The sequence below is a fragment of the Streptomonospora nanhaiensis genome (assembly GCF_026642255.1).
Classification (GTDB): Bacteria; Actinomycetota; Actinomycetes; order Streptosporangiales; family Streptosporangiaceae; genus Nocardiopsis; species Nocardiopsis tropica.
The window spans coordinates 5487482-5503238 of record NZ_CP113264.1; the positions used below are offsets into that span (position 1 = coordinate 5487482).

At 73.0% G+C, this 15757-nt stretch carries 12 protein-coding genes; 7 read left to right on the forward strand and 5 right to left on the reverse strand.

Going from position 1 to position 15757, the window contains the following annotated elements; all coding sequences use genetic code 11:
- Positions 1–31: 31 nt before the first annotated feature.
- Together OUQ99_RS23740 and OUQ99_RS23745 are read right to left on the reverse strand one after the other, a co-directional pair.
- On the reverse strand, positions 32–688 hold the full coding sequence (locus tag OUQ99_RS23740) for a pyridoxamine 5'-phosphate oxidase family protein (RefSeq protein ID WP_267945999.1): 657 nt from the start codon (positions 686–688) through the stop codon (positions 32–34).
- Positions 689–760: 72 nt separating this feature from the next.
- A complete protein-coding gene (locus tag OUQ99_RS23745) occupies positions 761–1423 on the reverse strand; it encodes a globin domain-containing protein (protein ID WP_267946000.1) in 663 nt (220 codons plus the stop codon).
- A gap of 736 nt (positions 1424–2159) precedes the next feature.
- Between OUQ99_RS23745 and holA the strand changes: the two genes are divergently transcribed.
- Positions 2160–3122, forward strand: coding sequence for a DNA polymerase III subunit delta (gene holA / locus OUQ99_RS23750; protein ID WP_267946001.1), 963 nt, complete (start codon positions 2160–2162; stop codon positions 3120–3122).
- Between the two features lie 34 nt (positions 3123–3156).
- On the opposite strand, the gene OUQ99_RS23755 is transcribed toward holA, so the two are convergent.
- Together OUQ99_RS23755 and hflX are read right to left on the reverse strand one after the other, a co-directional pair.
- Positions 3157–4365 carry an amidohydrolase family protein gene (locus tag OUQ99_RS23755; RefSeq protein ID WP_267946002.1) on the reverse strand — a complete coding sequence of 403 codons (1209 nt, stop codon included), beginning with the start codon at positions 4363–4365 and terminating at the stop codon, positions 3157–3159.
- A 476-nt stretch (positions 4366–4841) separates the two neighbouring features.
- Positions 4842–6377 carry a GTPase HflX gene (gene hflX, locus OUQ99_RS23760; RefSeq protein ID WP_267946003.1) on the reverse strand — a complete coding sequence of 512 codons (1536 nt, stop codon included), beginning with the start codon at positions 6375–6377 and terminating at the stop codon, positions 4842–4844.
- A gap of 339 nt (positions 6378–6716) precedes the next feature.
- On the opposite strand from hflX, the gene aceB reads away from it, so the two are divergent.
- The 6 genes from aceB to OUQ99_RS23790 all read left to right on the forward strand — a co-directional run bounded on the left by aceB (position 6717) and on the right by OUQ99_RS23790 (position 14803).
- Entirely contained in the window at positions 6717–8321 is a 1605-nt protein-coding gene (gene aceB, locus OUQ99_RS23765; RefSeq protein WP_267946004.1) for a malate synthase A, read from the forward strand.
- 144 nt (positions 8322–8465) lie between these two features.
- Positions 8466–9956, forward strand: a complete 1491-nt coding sequence (locus OUQ99_RS23770; RefSeq protein ID WP_267946005.1) for an FAD-linked oxidase C-terminal domain-containing protein — start codon at positions 8466–8468, stop codon at positions 9954–9956.
- Positions 9957–9985: 29 nt separating this feature from the next.
- On the forward strand, positions 9986–11464 hold the full coding sequence (locus tag OUQ99_RS23775) for an FAD-binding oxidoreductase (protein WP_267946006.1): 1479 nt from the start codon (positions 9986–9988) through the stop codon (positions 11462–11464).
- A gap of 39 nt (positions 11465–11503) precedes the next feature.
- Entirely contained in the window at positions 11504–12829 is a 1326-nt protein-coding gene (locus OUQ99_RS23780; RefSeq protein ID WP_267946007.1) for a (Fe-S)-binding protein, read from the forward strand.
- 337 nt (positions 12830–13166) lie between these two features.
- On the forward strand, positions 13167–13745 hold the full coding sequence (locus tag OUQ99_RS23785) for an RNA polymerase sigma factor (protein ID WP_267946008.1): 579 nt from the start codon (positions 13167–13169) through the stop codon (positions 13743–13745).
- Entirely contained in the window at positions 13712–14803 is a 1092-nt protein-coding gene (locus tag OUQ99_RS23790; RefSeq protein ID WP_267946009.1) for a CU044_5270 family protein, read from the forward strand. Before OUQ99_RS23785 ends, OUQ99_RS23790 begins: the two co-directional genes overlap by 34 nt.
- A gap of 103 nt (positions 14804–14906) precedes the next feature.
- On the opposite strand, the gene dapF is transcribed toward OUQ99_RS23790, so the two are convergent.
- Positions 14907–15734 (reverse strand): diaminopimelate epimerase, encoded by an 828-nt coding sequence (gene dapF / locus OUQ99_RS23795; protein ID WP_267950476.1) that lies wholly within the window; start codon positions 15732–15734, stop codon positions 14907–14909.
- Positions 15735–15757: the final 23 nt, after the last annotated feature.

Below are 15757 nucleotides of genomic sequence, written 5' to 3' on the forward strand. Positions count from 1 at the left end.
GGGGCCTCCCCGGCGCCCCGCGCCGGCCCGCTCAGGCGTGTCGGCCGGCGACCGGGGCCCGGGGCGTGCTCCACGGCGAGGGGGTCTGCTTGGCGGCGAAGTAGTCGCCGCCCTTGCGCTGGACGTCGTCCGTGCCCCAGACCTCGTCCCTGCCGACGGTGCGCAGGTGGGGGATGTGCTTGCGGCAGTGGATGTAGGCCTCCTCGATGTGGACCATGGTCCACAGCATCGCCTTCTGCCCCGGCACCTCCGGGTGGGGGAGCCCGCGGACGTGGCCCCGCAGCTTCTCGTCCTCCAGGAGACGGGCCCGGCCGTTGACGTGCAGGCCGATCCTCTCGCGCTGGAAGTCGAGGAACATCAGTCCGATGTGCGGGTTCTCCATGATGTTCCCGGCACTGGCGAACACCCCGTTCCCCCGGTACTCGGGGTAGACCAGGGTCTGCTCGTCGACGACGTGGACGAAACCGGGCGGTCCTGCCCGGAAGCTGGAGTCGCACTCGCCCTTGCTGTCCGAGGTGGCGATGAACAGCATCTCCTGCCGGGCGATGAACTCGCGCATCCGGGGGTTGAGCCGGTCCAGCATCTGGTCCTGGTAGAAGCGGTCGGCCCGCTCGGTCGTGCCCGTGACCGTCTGGACGTAGCGCTCGCCCTCGGTACCCGGCGTTCGGCTCTGGTCGGTCTCACTCATCACAATGGACTTTCGAGGGGACGGGGACGGGACAGGGGTGGGGGTGGGGGGTTCCCGGGCGGCCGGACGCGGTCAGCGGGTCGGCTGGGAGGCGCCGTACGGACCAGGTGTGTCGTAGGCGTGCCGGGCGCCGGACGGGCGCGGTGTGTCGTAGGCGTGCCGGGCGTCCGAGGGGCGCTGGTCCCCCGCGGAGGACCGCGCGCCGGACCGGTCCCGGTCCCCGGGCGGACGACGGTCGTCGCCCCGGGGCGCGGCGTCCCCGGGGGAGCGGCGGGCGCCCTCCTCCCTGGAGATGGCGTCCTCCGCGCCCGCGAGCATGGTGGCGGTGATCCACTCGTAGACCAGCACCCACGCCGAGCTCATGGAGGACGACCAGGTCGGTGACACCTCGCTGACGGCGCGGACGAGGGCGCGGCCCACGAAGGGGTAGTGCTCGGGCCTGACCCCGAGCTCCCGGTAGTGTCGGCCGCCCAGTTCCCGGAGGAACTGCGCCACGTGGTCCGGCGCGTCGAGATAGCGGACGACCTCCACCAGGGCGTCGGCCATGCGTCTCTGCTGCGGCCGGATGTCGTCGGGGAACATGGCACGGACATCGGGCGCCATGACGAAGAGGTTCGCGTAGAAGCTCTCGGAGAGCCGCGTCGAGCCGGCGGGCAGGGACGCGCACGACTCCCGTACCGCCTCGATGACCGAGGCGTTGGGCAGAGGGACTTCGGTGATACGGCGGGGTTGCAAGGGCGGTTCCAGGTGTTCGGGTGGCGGGGGCGCGGCAGGGCGGTGACCCACGAAGGGGGTCCGCGCGGTCGGCGCGGCCCACGGGCCTCTGGGATGCCCCGCTGCGGCCCGACCACGGTTCCGGGCGAACGCGGACCGGTCGGTGCTCACTTGTTCGGGTTGCGCGCCCCCGGGCTCGGACGGATCCGGCGGTGCGGGGGCCTCTGTGTGCCGGGGGCGCCTCAGCGCCGGCGTCGGAACGGGGGTGGTGCTCCGGAGCGGTCGACGCGCGCGCCGCCCCCGGTCTCACCGCGACGGTCCGTCGCCGGCGCCGGGGGCCGCCCGTGCGCGTGGCCCCCGGTGCGGGGGGAACCGACGCGACGGGCGTCCGACAGTATCGAGATTGCGGGATCCCTCAACGCTGCCTTGCCATTTCCGGTCTCAGGTCTCCCCTGGGAGCCGGGACAGTCCCGGAGACCATATGTCGAGGGGGGCAAAAAGGCGAATATTCGCATACCTCACCCTCTGTGCTGGTATGTGTCGTGCACTGTAACAGACGTGCCCAGAGGTCACACAGTTACCGAAGCGTACCTTCCGTCGCCATCCGACCACATATCCGCTCCGAACCGTCCCGAACCGCCCCCACCGCACGTGGTGACCCGAGGAGACGGGAAGGACGGAGGAACGCCCCGGCGCCCCGCCGACCGGCCGCGGGAACCGGGCGGGAACCGTCCCCGGCTCGTGGCATCCTCGTTGTATGCCTGCACCCGCCCCGCTCACGATCATCGTCGGCGACGAGGAGCTCCTCGTCGACCGGGCCGTCGCCGCCGTCGTCGCGGCGGTCCGCGAGAACGACCCCGGCGTGGACGTCCACGACCTGGCGCCCTCCCAGGTGACCGTGAACACGGTCGTGGAGGTCACCTCCCCCTCCCTGTTCGGCGACCGGCGGGTGGTGGTGCTGCGCTCCTCCCAGGACCTCGTCAAGGATCTGGCCGCGACCGTCACCGACTACCTGAAGGACCCGGCCGACGACGTCCACCTGGTGCTCACGCACGCGGGCGGCAACAAGGGCAAGGCACTGCTGCAGGCCGCGGTCAAGGCGGGCGCCGAACGGGTGGACTGCAAGGGGCCGACGAAGGGCCCCGAGAGGGTGGCGTTCGTCAGGGGCGAGTTCACCGCCGCCGGTCGCCAGATCACCCCGGACGCCGCCCAGGCCCTGGTGGACGCGGTGGGCACCGACCTGAGGGAGATCGCCGCGGCGTGCACGCAGCTGGTGGCCGACACCGAGGGCCGGGTGGACGGCGCGGCGGTGGCCCGCTACCACTCCGGCAAGGCGGAGGCCTCCGGGTTCAGCGTCGCGGACCGCGCGGTCGAGGGCCGGCTGCCCGAGGCGTTGGAGCAGTTGCGCTGGTCGCTGGCGGTGGGCACCGCCCCGGTGCTGATCAACAGCGCCCTGGCAGGCGCGGTGCGCGGCATCGCCGTGGCCGCGCAGCCCCCGCGCGGGATGTCCGAGGCGGATCTCGCCAAGCGCGCCAAGGTGCCGCCGTGGAAGCTGCGCACGCTGCGCCAGCAGGCCCGGGGATGGAGCGCCGCGGGCGTCACACGGGCGATGGCGGTGGTCGCCGAGACCGACGCGCTCATCAAGGGCGCCGGCCGCGACCCCGAGTACGCGCTGGAGCGCGCCGTGATCGAGATCGCCCGTGCCAGAGGGGTCCGCTGACCGGTCCCGCCCCGAGCGGTCACGGGCGCGGGCGTCAGCGGATGGTCTTGCCGCCCTGCCAGACGCGCAGGGTGTTCAGTCCCATCGACCAGGCGAACGCGCCCTCGTGGTCGGCGTCCCACTGGACCAGGTCCGCCAGGTTTCCCGGCGTCAGCATGCCCCGGTCGCGGAGCCCCAGGGAGTGGGCGCTTCCCACGGTGGCGGCGTGCAGCGCCTCGTGGACGGTCATCTCGAACATGGAGACGGCGAGGGAGATCACCAGCGGCATCGACGTGGTCCCGGCCAGGCCCGGGTTGTGGTCGGTGCCCAGGCCGATCGGTACCCCGTGGTCGAGCAGGGACCGTACCGGCGGGGTGCGGCGCTCGTGCAGGGACGTGGTCGGACAGGCCACCACGGGGGTCCGCGTGGTGGCGAGTGCCAGGATGTCCCGGTCGTCGGTCTCGTGCAGGAGGTCCACCGACGAGCAGCCGAGCTCGGTGGCCATCCGCACGGCGCCGTGCCGGGGGCGGGAGCAGGCGTGCAGGGTGGTGCGCAGCCCCACCGACTGGCCGACGCCCAGCAGCAGGCGGGCGTCCTCGGTGGTGAACTGCTCGTTGTCGCAGTACACGTCCACCCCGTCAGCACCGGCCAGGGCGGCGTCGCCGAGCCACGAGGCGGCCGTGGCCACGTAGTCCTTGGGCCGTCCGAAGAACTCGGGCGGCACCCCGTGCGCGGGGAAGAAGGTCACGTGCAGGCGCGGCATCCCCGGTTCCTCCTCCAGGGAGCGCAGCAGGCGCACGTCGGCCAGTTCGCCGTCCCTGGTGAGGTGGTAGCCGGTCTTGGCCTCGACGGTGGTGCTGCCCGTCAGGACCCAGTGCCGCAGGCGTTCGCGGACCGCGTTGCACAGGGTCCAGGGGTCGGTCCCGCGGGTGATGGTGACGGTGGTGGAGACGCCGCCGCCCGCCGCGAAGATGTCGCCCTTGGAGGCGCCCTTCGCCCACATGTTGACCTCGGCGTAGCGGTCCCCCGCGTAGACCGGGTGGCAGTGGGCGTCGACCAGCCCGGGCGTGATGAGTCCCCCGCCGATGTTGACGACGTCGTCGACGTCGGTCAGGTCGTCCACCACGCCGGGGATGCGCTGGGGCAGCTCGGCGGCGGGTCCGACCCAGGCCACGCGGTCCCCGTCCATGAGGAGCGCGGCCTTGGTGAGCATCTCGTTCCCGGTCCACAGCCGACCGATGTTGCTGAGGAGTACTACCGTCATGGGGTTTTCCGCCCTCGTCGGTCAGATCCGCCGGCGCGAGTGCGGTACACGGTCGCGGGATGCACGGGCGGACATAACGACCTCGTATCTGGAACGATCCGACAGGGTCGGCAGGAGGCGGCCGTGGGGCCGCCGCGGTGCCGTGACAGCGGGAAGGAGCGTCGGCTGTCGGGGGACAGCGGGCCGCTGGCGGCCAGTGCTCCAAAACCGTAGTCCATCCGCGGACTCCGTGTACACCTCTCCCGGGGGACGAATGCGAGCGTCGCGGGGCAGAACTCGCGAGTGGACGGCGTGACGAAGGACACCGGCGCCCCCGCGCCGCCGGTCCGGTCCCGGACCGTGCGCCTCGGCCCCGCGCCCGTCCGGCCCCGCGGGCCTGCGGCGGCCCCCGACATGCGAGGACCGGGGCGCCCCGGTCGGGGCGCCCCGGTCGCAGCCGGTGGCGGGTGCGGCCCCCCGGGGGGACCGCGCGGTACTCAGGCCCTGCTGGGCGCGTACTCGGTGAGCTTGGCCGCGAGCAGCTCGGGGACGAAGGCGTGGATCGCCGTTCCGTCTCCGGTGTGCTCCTCGCTGATGATGCGTCCCTCCTGGTGCACCTTGGCGATGAGGTCGCCCCGCGAGTACGGGACGAGCGCGTTGACCTCGTGCGCGAGCTCGGGGAGCGCGTCGGCGAGCGCCGCGACCAGCTCGGGAACGCCCTCGCCGGTGCGGGCCGAGACCTCGACCATGTTCGGGTAGCGGGTCCGCAGCACCTTGAGCACGTCCGGGTCGGCGGCGTCCACCTTGTTGACCACGATGAGCTCGGGCACCTCAGCGGCCTCGATGTCGGCGAACACCTCGTGGACCGCGCGGATCTGGCTCTCGGGGTCGGGGTGCGACCCGTCGATCACGTGCAGGATCAGGTCGGAGTCGGCGACCTCCTCCAGGGTGGAGCGGAACGCCTCCACCAGCTGGTGCGGCAGGTGCCGGACGAATCCGACGGTGTCGCTGAGGGTGAAGCCCCGGCCGTCGGGCGTGCGCGCCTGGCGGACGGTCGGGTCCAGGGTGGCGAACAGGGCGTTCTCCACCAGGACGCCGGCCCCCGTCAACCGGTTGAGCAGGCTCGACTTGCCGGCGTTGGTGTACCCGGCGATGGCCACGGACGGCACCTCGCGGGTGCGCCGGACGTCGCGCTTGACGTCGCGCGCGGTGCGCATGTGGGCGAGCTGACGGCGCAGCTTGGCCATCTTGTCGTTGATGCGCCGGCGGTCGGTCTCGATCTTGGTCTCACCGGGACCGCGCAGGCCCACGCCTCCGCCCGCGCCTCCGCCGCCGGAGCCGCCCGCCTGCCGGGACAGGGAGTCGCCCCAGCCGCGCAGTCGCGGCAGCAGGTAGCTGAGCTGTGCGAGTTCGACCTGGGCCTTGCCCTCGCTGCTGCTGGCGTGCTGGGCGAAGATGTCCAGGATCAGGGCGGTGCGGTCCACCACCTTGACCTTGACGACGTCCTCCAGCTGCCGCAGCTGGCCGGGGGTGAGCTCACCGTCGCAGATGACGGTGTCGGCGCCGGTCGCCTCGACGATGTCGCGGAGTTCGGCCGCCTTGCCCTTGCCGACGTAGGTGGCCGGGTCCGGCTTGGAGCGGCGCTGGGTGAGGCCTTCGAGGACGAGTGCCCCGGCGGTCTCGGACAGGGCCGCGAGTTCGGTGAGCGAGTTGTCGGCGTCGGTCTGGGTGCCGCTGGTCCACACGCCGATGAGGACGACGCGCTCCAGCCGCAGCGACCGGTACTCGACCTCGGTGATGTCGGTGAGTTCGGTGGAAAGCCCCTGCACGCGGCGGAGCGCGTGGCGTTCGGCGAGTTCCATCTCACCCTGGTCGGGAGCGTTCCTCGGCTCGTTCCGGCGGTCTCCGCCGTCGGCCTCGGCCCCACGGGTCGCGTCGTCCCCGTCCCCGACGGTGATCGCCTCGCGGAAGACGTCCTCGCCTGCGGCCTCGTGGCCGGGCTCGGAGATTCCGCGGGTGTCAGCTGTATTCATATCCCTCCAGGTGGGTCAACGCGGCCGCCGTCCTGATTCTTCCCGTGGGCGGGCCGCGACGGGCGCCCTGTCGATGGTGGCAGGTCGCCGCCGCCGGGGCATCTGAATTATCGCAGGCCGTGCGACACGCGACATTGCGCCGTGCGGAGTCGCCCGGTGACCCCCGGTCGATACTGGCCGAAGAAGTCCCGATCTTCCGGGCGGAAGTTTTCCGGACCTTCACGCGCCGGGAAACTTCACGATCATGTGCGCGGACCGCGGCGTTGACCGCGCGGAGGCACTGACGGTAGCGTCGTTTTCCACATACCAAAAGCTATTTTCGTATTGCGGAAGGTTTCCATGGGCGCCACGCACGGGGTCGAGATCACCGGCCCCCTCCACGACCGGTTCGACGAGATCCTCACGGATGAGGCCCTGGCCCTCGTCGCCGAACTCCACCGCACCTTCGAGGGGCGCCGCCAGGAGCTCCTCGCCGCCCGCAGGACCCGCGAGGAGCAGATCGCCGCGGGCGCCGACCTCGACTTCCTCCCCGAGACCAAGCACATCCGCGAGGACGACAGCTGGCAGGTCGCCCCGCCCGCGCCCGGCATCACCGACCGCCGGGTCGAGATCACCGGCCCCACCGACCGCAAGATGACCGTCAACGCGCTCAACTCCGGCGCGAAGGTGTGGCTCGCCGACTTCGAGGACGCGAACACCCCGCTGTGGGAGAACATGATCGGCGGGCAGCTCAACCTGCGCGACGCCCTCGACCGGCAGATCGACTTCACCTCCCCGCAGGGCAAGACCTACGCCCTGAAGGAGGACGGCGAGCTCGCCACCGTCGTCGTCCGGCCGCGCGGCTGGCACCTGGACGAGAAGCACATCCTCGTCGACGGCCGCCGGACGAGCGGCGGCATCGTCGACTTCGCGCTCTACCTCTTCCACAGCGCCCGGCGGCAGATCGCCAAGGGCAAGGGGCCGTACTTCTACCTGCCCAAGATGCAGAGCCACCTCGAGGCCCGCCTCTGGAACGACATCTTCGTCCTGGCCCAGGAGCGCCTGGGGATCCCGCGCGGCACCATCCGCGCCACCTGCCTGATCGAGACCATCCCGGCCGCCTTCGAGATGGAGGAGATCCTCTACGAGCTGCGGGAGCACTCCGCGGGGCTCAACGCGGGGCGCTGGGACTACCTGTTCAGCATCATCAAGACGCACCGCACCCGTGGCCGCAGGTTCCTGCTGCCCGAGCGCAACGCCGTGACGATGACCGCCCCGTTCATGCGCGCCTACACCGAACTGCTGGTCAAGACCTGCCACAAGCGCGGCGCCCACGCCATCGGCGGCATGGCCGCGTTCATCCCGTCCCGCCGCGACGCCGAGGTGAACGAGGTCGCCTTCGCCAAGGTCCGCGACGACAAGTCCCGCGAGTCCGGCGACGGGTTCGACGGTTCGTGGGTGGCCCACCCCGACCTGGTCCCGGTCGCCATGGAGGTCTTCGACGGCGTCCTCGGCGAGCGCCCCCACCAGATCGACAAGCAGCGTCCCGAGGTCGAGGCGACCGCCGCGGACCTGCTCTCCGTCGACCGGACCCCGGGCGGCGTCACCCTCGCCGGCCTGAGCGGCAACATCAACGTCGCCCTCCAGTACCTGGCGGCCTGGATGGGCGGCAACGGCGCGGTGGCCATCCACAACCTCATGGAGGACGCCGCCACCGCCGAGATCTCCCGGTCCCAGATCTGGCAGTGGCTGCACAACGACGTCACCCTCGACGGCGGCGAGAAGGTCACCGCCGAGCTCGTCAGGCAGCTCATCGACGAGGAGCTGGCGGCCATCCGGGGGTCCCTGGGGGAGGCGTACGACGAGAACCTGTACCAGCAGGCCAAGGAGCTGTTCTCCGAGGTGGCCCTCGCCGACGAGTACGTGGACTTCCTGACGCTGCCGGCCTACGAGCGCATGCCGTAGTTCGGGCTTGATTCCATAAAACGGAAGAGACTTTCCATCGCACCCCTTGCTACGGCAGGGGGTGCGGTCGTACGTTCCCCTTGCGAGGTCGCAGCCGGGGAAGGGCTCCCGGACCCACTTCTCCGGACCGGCCCGGGAGGCGCCATGACCGAGACCGCACCCGCCACACGGACCCCGGCGGCCCTGGCCGCCCTCGTCCCCGTGCTGCGCGACATCTGCGGTGAGGACGGCGTCCTGACCGACGCCTCCCGGCGACGCACCTACGAGAGCGACGGGCTCACCCACCACAGGTCCGTCCCCGGCGTCGTCGTGCTCCCCACCACCGCCGAGCAGGTCGCCGCCGTCGTCCGGCTCTGCTCCGACCGCGGCGTCCCCTTCGTACCGCGGGGCGCGGGCACGGGCCTCTCCGCGGGGGCGCTCCCCCACGCCGAGGGCGTCCTGGTCGTCACCTCGCGCATGCGCCGCATCATCGAGATCGACGTCGATAACGAGTGCGCGGTCGTCGAGCCGGGGGTGGCCAACCTCGACGTCACCCGCGCCGCGGCCCCCCACGGGTACTACTACGCACCCGACCCCTCCAGCCAGCAGGTGTGCTCGGTGGGCGGCAACGTCGCCGAGAACTCCGGCGGCGCCCACTGCCTCAAGTACGGGTTCACCGTCAACCACGTGCGCGGCCTCGACATCGTCACCCCCTCCGGCGAACTCGTCAGCCTCGGCGGCCGGAGCCCCGACGCCCCCGGCTACGACCTCATCGGCGCGTTCGTCGGCTCCGAGGGCACGCTCGGCATCGCCACACGCATCACCGTCAACCTGACCCGCGCCCCGCAGAAGACCGTGACCCTGCTGTCCGCGTTCACGTCGATGGACGCGGGCGGGCGGGCGGTCAGCTCGGTGATCGCCGCCGGAGTGCTGCCCTCCGCCATGGAGATGATGGACGCGCTCGCCATCGAGGCCGCCGAGAAGGCCGTCGCCTGCGACTACCCGCAGGGTGCGGCGGCCGTGCTGGTCGTGGAGCTGGACGGCCCCGCCGCGGAGGTCGACGCCCAGCTCGCCGAGGTCGTCCGGCTGTGCGGCGAGGCGGGCTCCTTCGAGACCCGGACCGCCAGCGGCCCCGAGGAGCGCGCCCGCATCTGGAAGGGGCGCAAGTCGGCGTTCGCCGCGGTGGGGAGGATCAGCCCCGCCTACATCGTCCAGGACGGCGTCGTCCCCCGCACCGCCCTGCCCGAGGTGCTGCGCCGCATCACCGAGCTGTCGGAGTCCAGCGGCATCCGCGTCGCCAACGTCTTCCACGCCGGCGACGGCAACCTCCACCCCCTGGTGCTGTTCGACGACACCGAGCCCGGCGCGGCGGACAGGGCCGAGGAGGTCTCCGGGGCCATCCTCGACCTGTGTATCGAACACGGCGGCTCCATCACCGGGGAACACGGCGTGGGCGTGGACAAGGCGTGCAAGATGCCGCGCATGTACGGTCCCGACGACCTGGCGACGTTCGACCTGTTCCGCCGGTCCTTCGACCCGGACGGCATCGCCAACCCGGACAAGCTGCTCCCCACGCCGCGCCTGTGCGGCGAACGGCCCGGCGTGCGCAGGGGCGTGCACCCGCTCGTGGAGTCCGGGCGGGCCGACCAGTTCTGAGCGACGGCTCCGACGACGAGGGAGGACACGTGACACCCGCGGAGAAGCTGCAGGTCGAGGGCTGCGCCCTGAGGAGGGGGACCGCCGACGACGCCGTGGGGACCCTCGTCCCCGGGTACGTGGCACGGCCCGCAGACGCCGACGCCCTCGCCCGGATCATGGCCGTGTCCGGGAGGCGGGGACTCACCGTCGTCGCGCGCGGCCACGGTACCGCCATGGACTGGGGCGGGGTCCCGCGCTCCGCCGACCTGGTCGTCGACACCGGCGGCCTGTCGTGGATCGACCACATCGCGGGCGACCTCGTCGTCGAGGTCGGGGCCGGCACCCCCGTCGCCGACCTCTTCGCCGTGCTGGAGGCCGCCGGACAGCGCCTGTCCGTCGACCCCGTGCGCGAGGGCGGAACCGTCGGCGGCATGGTCGCCACAGGAGTGTCCGGCCCGCGCCGCCTGCTCACCGGCGCCCTGCGCGACCTGGTCATCGGCATGACCGTCGTGCGGGCCGACGGGGTGGTGGCCCGCAGCGGCGGCCGGGTGGTCAAGAACGTGGCAGGGTACGACCTGGCGAAACTGCACACGGGAGGCCTCGGCACCCTCGGCGTGATCGCTTCGGTGGCCTTCCGCCTGCACCCGCTGCCGCCCGCCCTGCGGGTGGTGACCATCCCCCTGGCCTCCCGCGGTCACGCGGAGCGGATCACGGCCGCCCTGCGCGCGACCACGGTCGTGCCTGCGGCGGTGGAGCTCCACTGGCCCTCCCGTCTCCCTCCGCCACCCTCAACCGACGCCTCCGGCGCAACCCAACCCACCCGTCTCCCCCCACCACCCTCAACCGACGCCTCCGGCGCAACCCAACCCACCCGTCTCCCCCCACCACCCTCAACCGACGCCTCCGGCGCAACCCAACCCACCCGTCTCCCCCCACCACCCCCGACCGACGCCGACCGCACCGCCCCGGCCCCGCCGTCCCCGGCCGTCCCTCACCACGGCCCCTGCCTGCGCGTCGTGCTGGAGGGGACGCCGGAGGGGCTGGAGGCCAGGACCGCCACCGTGCTCTCGGTCCTGCGCGGGGCCGCGCCGCGGGAGGGCGCCGCGCCGCCCGGGCCACAGGTGGACCGGGAACTGCCGGCGGGGTGGGGGCTGCTCCCCTCCGAGGGCACGGTCGTCCGGGTGTCCGTGCCGCCCGCCGAGTCGGCGGAGGCCGCCGAGGCGCTGGGCGCCCTGGCCGGCCGCGCGCACGGGACGGACGCGGTGGTCACCGGTTCGGTGCCGCGCGGCGCGCTCTTCGTCTCGTTCGCCCCGGGCGCGCCCGCGGGGGCCGTGGCGGACACGGTGGCGGGGGCCCGCTCCCGCCCCGGCTGGTCGGCCACCCTGCTGCGCGCGGAACCGCACGTCCACGCCGCCGGGGTGGACCCGTGGGGCGAGATCCCCGGCCTGCCGCTGATGCGGGCCGTCAGGGACTCCTTCGACCCCGGCCGCCGCCTGGCCCCGGGGCGCTTCGCCGACGGCGCCTGAACCCGGCGCCCGAACCTTCCAGGACCTGAGGGAGTGCACGTGACCGACCAGCCGCCGGAGGCTCCACGCGAACGGGACCAGGTGTTCGGCGACCTGTTGAACGACTGCGTCCACTGCGGGTTCTGCCTCCCCACCTGCCCCACGAACGTGCTGTGGGGACAGGAGATGGACTCACCGCGCGGACGTATCCACCTGATGACCCAGATGCACACCGAGGACGTCCTCACGGAGACGGCGGTCGGCCACTTCGACAACTGCCTGGGGTGTCTGGCCTGCGTCTCCTCGTGCCCGTCGGGGGTGGCCTACGACGCCCTCATCGAGCACACGCGGAACAGGGTGGAGAGGGAGCACGAACGGCCGCGGGGGGAGCGGGTGCTGCGGGGCGCGATCTTCTCCCTGTTCCCGTACCGGCGCAGGTTGCGCCTCATGCGCGGACCGCTGCGCGCCTACGGGGCCACCGGGGCGTCCTCCCTCGTCCGGCGCTCGGGCCTCCTGGAGCGGATCTCCCCGGCCCTGGCCGCCATGGAGCGCATCGCACCGCCGCTGTCGTCGCCCCCTCCCCCGCTCCCGCCCCTGGTGCCCGCCGTGGGGAGGGCCCGGGCCAGGGTGGGGATGCTCGTGGGGTGCGTCCAGGGCGCGTTCTTCCCCGAGGTCAACACCGCGACCGCGCGCGTGCTGGCGATGGAGGGCTGCGACGTGGTCGTCCCCCGCACCCAGGGGTGCTGCGGCGCCCTGTCCGGGCACTCCGGGCGGTCGGAGGAGTCCGCTGCCTTCGCCCGGCGCCTCGTCGAGGTGTTCGAGCGGGCGCGCGTCGACCGGGTCGTGGTCAACTCCGCCGGATGCGGCTCCAGCATGAAGCACTTCGACCGTACCCTGGCCGAGGCGGGCGCGGACGACGCGTGGGTGCGTCGCGCGCGCGACATGTCGGCGAAGGTCGTGGACCTCACCGAGTTCCTGGTGGACCTGGGCCCGCGGGCCGAGCGCCATCCCCTCCCGCTGCACACGGCGTACCACGACGCGTGCCACCTCTCCCACGGCCAGGGGATCACACAGGCGCCCCGTGCCCTCCTCGCCGGCATTCCGGGGCTGCGCGTGTCCGACCTGCCGGACAAGGAGGTCTGCTGCGGTTCGGCGGGCGTCTACAACCTGCTCAAGCCCGACGCCGCACGGGAACTCGGCGACCGCAAGGGCCGGGACGTGGCCTCCACCGGCGCCGACGCGCTGGTGTCGGGCAACCCCGGGTGCGCGCTCCAGATCGCGTCGGCGATGGAGCGCGCGGGGAGGCGGGTCGCGGTGACCCACACCGCGCGCGTCCTCGACGCGTCGCTGCGCGGTCTCACCGTCGACCAGCTGCTGGGGCGCTGACCCGGGGCGTGCCCCGTCCACAGGCCCGGGACGGGGTTGTCCCCGAACGGTGAACAGGTGCTTTCCTTGAATCAGGGGGACCCCACCCCCGGCGGCTCCGGCGTGCCCGCGCCCCGCCCCACACCCGGGACCGCCCCTCCCGGCCCTACCGCCTCCGCCCCGACACCTCCGCACCGGCCCCACCGAGCCCGCCCGCTCCCGGCCTCCGCCCCGCCGCACCCCGGCGACCATCCCACCCCATGTGCCCCACATCACACCCGTTCGCGCGATTTCTCCCCCTCCCCCTCGAACAACGACCGCCCGGGCGACACAAGAGGGTGACAGAGAGGAGTTGCCGATGGTGACGAGCCACGACGGCGACCCGCCCGGGCACGCGGAGTTCAACGCGGTGTTCGAGAGGCACTACGACGCGGTGTACAACTACGCACGCCGCAGGGTCGGCCCCGACCTGGCCGACGACGTCGCCTCCGAGGCGTTCGTCGTCGCCTGGCGGCGGCGCGACAGGGTACCCGCGGACAGGGAGCTCCCCTGGCTGTACGCCTGTGCCCGCCGCATCACCCTCGCCACGCTGCGGGAGATCCGCGGGCGCGGCGAGGTCCCCACTCCCCCGGAACAGCTCTGGCGGGACTCACCGGACGACACGGAGCAGGTCATCCGGCGCCAGTCGGCGCTCACCGCGCTGGCCGGGCTCTCCGACACCGACCGCGAGCTCGTGATGCTCGTGACCTGGGAGGGGCTGAGCAGCCGCGAGGCGGCCCGGGTGGTGGGCTGCGCCCCCGTGACCGCGCGGGGCCGCCTCCACCGCGCCCGCCGACGGCTCCAGGCCCTCATGGACGACACCGCCCGACCCGCTTCCGACAGCCCTGACAGAGAGGAGGCGTCGTGGACGACGTCACCGCGCTTCGCGCGCTCCTGAACGACAGCGACCCCCGTGCCGGGGCGACCGCTTCCTTCCCCGACCGCCAACGCGCACGCACGAAGGCCATCGCCATGCTCGACGCCGCACCCGCCCGACGCCCCCTGTGGCGCCGGATCCCCGTCCTCGCCGGAGCCGCGACCCTGGTCGCCGCCACCACCGCCGCCGCCCTGGTGGTCGGCGCCGCGGGCGGGGGCCCCGCGGGCATCCCCTCCGCGTACGCTGCGCCACCGGACCCGATCGAGGTCACCGGGGGCGCGCCCGAACCCGGCGCGGAGCGGCTCCTCGACCTCGCCGACACGGCCGCGGAGGGCGACGACGCACCCGGCGACGGCGATGTCGCCCATGTCTCCTCGACCGGACAGGAGCTGCTGACCGTCACCAGCTTCGCCGGGGAGGAGCCCAGCGAGGACGACCTGCACAGCGTCGGCTTCATCCCCTACGACTGGCAGTACTGGCAGGGCCCCGGCGGCGACATGCGCGAGATCAGCACCGCCGGAGAGGCCGAGGACACCCGGGGGGACGTCGAGGAGCACCGGGAGTTCCTCGACGACCGGTCGGACGACTTCGAGAGCACCATGGACGAGAGCCTCGTCCTCCCGAGGGACCTGCCCACCGACGCGGACATCCTGGCGCAAACCCTCCTGGAGTGGGGGAATGACGACGTCCCGGCCGACAGCCCCGAGGCGGACGGAGCCCTCGTCAACGCCCTGAACCACCTCTACGAGAACCGCCCGCTGGACGCCGACGAGCGGGCCGCCGCCCTGCGCGTGCTCTCCGGGTTCGACGGCGTCGAGTACGCGGGCAGCACCCAGGACCCCCTCGCACGCGACGGCGAGCTGTTCCAGATCAGGATCGACGAGGGCTCGCAGACCAACGAGTACCGGTACGTCTTCGACTCCGAGAGCGGTGCGCTCCTCTACCGGGACGTCACCCTGCTCGAGGAGGAGCCCGGCGAGTCCTCCCTCGCGCAGCACGGCCTCGAACTCCCCGTGACCGTCTCCTACCGGACCTTCGTGTGGTCCGGCTGGGTCAACGGAATCGGGGACCGTCCCTGACCCGGGGCGGGGTACGGGCTCCCTGAGGGGTCGCCCGCGAACCAGGCGGTGTCCGGTCCGGCGCGCGGACCGGGCACCGCCGTGCCGCGGGGCGGCGCGGTCCTCAGGAGAGGAGGGAGGTCTCGCCCTCCGCCACGATGGCGGCCGGGCCGCTCATCCTCGCGCCGTCGGAGTCCAGGAACACGGTGCACTCCCCGCCGAGAACCCTCACACGCCAGGTGGCGCCCTCGCCGGCAGGGGTGGCGGCGGCGGCCGCGGCGACGATCCCGGTGCCGCAGGAGCGGGTCTCGCCCGAGCCGCGCTCGAAGACGCGCATGTCGAGGACACCGGGCTCGACCTCGGTGTACACCTCCACGTTGGCGCCCTCGGGGAAGGCCTCGCGGTCCAGCAGGGGCGGCTCGGTCAGGTCCACGTCCGCGACGGGGCCGGGCACCTCACAGGCCAGGTGGGGGTTGCCCACCGAGATCTGGGCGCCGTGCACCACCTGCCGGGCGAGCTTCGCCGAGGACGTGCCCTGCCTCTCGACCCGGCCCATGTCGACGGTGACGTCGCCCTCGGAGCCGACCCGGACCTCCTTGGCGCCGTCCCTGGTGCCCACCTCGAAGACGTCGCCGTCGACCAGGCCGGCGTGCACCAGGTAGCGGGCGAACACCCGCACGCCGTTGCCGCACATCTCCGCGACGCTCCCGTCGGAGTTGCGGTAGTCCATGAACCACTCGGCGCGTTCCGCGGTACGCGCGGACGGCGCGAGCGCCTCGCCCAGGGCGCGTGTGCGCACCACGCGCAGGATGCCGTCGCCGCCGATGCCCGCGCGGCGGTCGCACAGCAGGCGGACGGCCTCCTCCGTGAGTTCGAGCTCCCCGTCGGGGTCGGGGAGGATCACGAAGTCGTTCTCTGTTCCGTGGCCCTTGGCGAATCGCATGCCGACCATCCTAGGCGTGGTCACGGCGTGTC

Coding starts and splice junctions, on each gene's coding strand:
- OUQ99_RS23740 (WP_267945999.1), bottom strand. CDS start 688: ATGAGTGAGACCGACCAGAGCCGAACGCCGGGTACCGAGGGCGAGCGC.
- holA (WP_267946001.1), top strand. CDS start 2,160: ATGCCTGCACCCGCCCCGCTCACGATCATCGTCGGCGACGAGGAGCTC.
- OUQ99_RS23755 (WP_267946002.1), bottom strand. CDS start 4,365: ATGACGGTAGTACTCCTCAGCAACATCGGTCGGCTGTGGACCGGGAAC.
- hflX (WP_267946003.1), bottom strand. CDS start 6,377: ATGAATACAGCTGACACCCGCGGAATCTCCGAGCCCGGCCACGAGGCC.
- aceB (WP_267946004.1), top strand. CDS start 6,717: ATGGGCGCCACGCACGGGGTCGAGATCACCGGCCCCCTCCACGACCGG.
- OUQ99_RS23770 (WP_267946005.1), top strand. CDS start 8,466: ATGACCGAGACCGCACCCGCCACACGGACCCCGGCGGCCCTGGCCGCC.
- OUQ99_RS23785 (WP_267946008.1), top strand. CDS start 13,167: ATGGTGACGAGCCACGACGGCGACCCGCCCGGGCACGCGGAGTTCAAC.
- dapF (WP_267950476.1), bottom strand. CDS start 15,734: ATGGTCGGCATGCGATTCGCCAAGGGCCACGGAACAGAGAACGACTTC.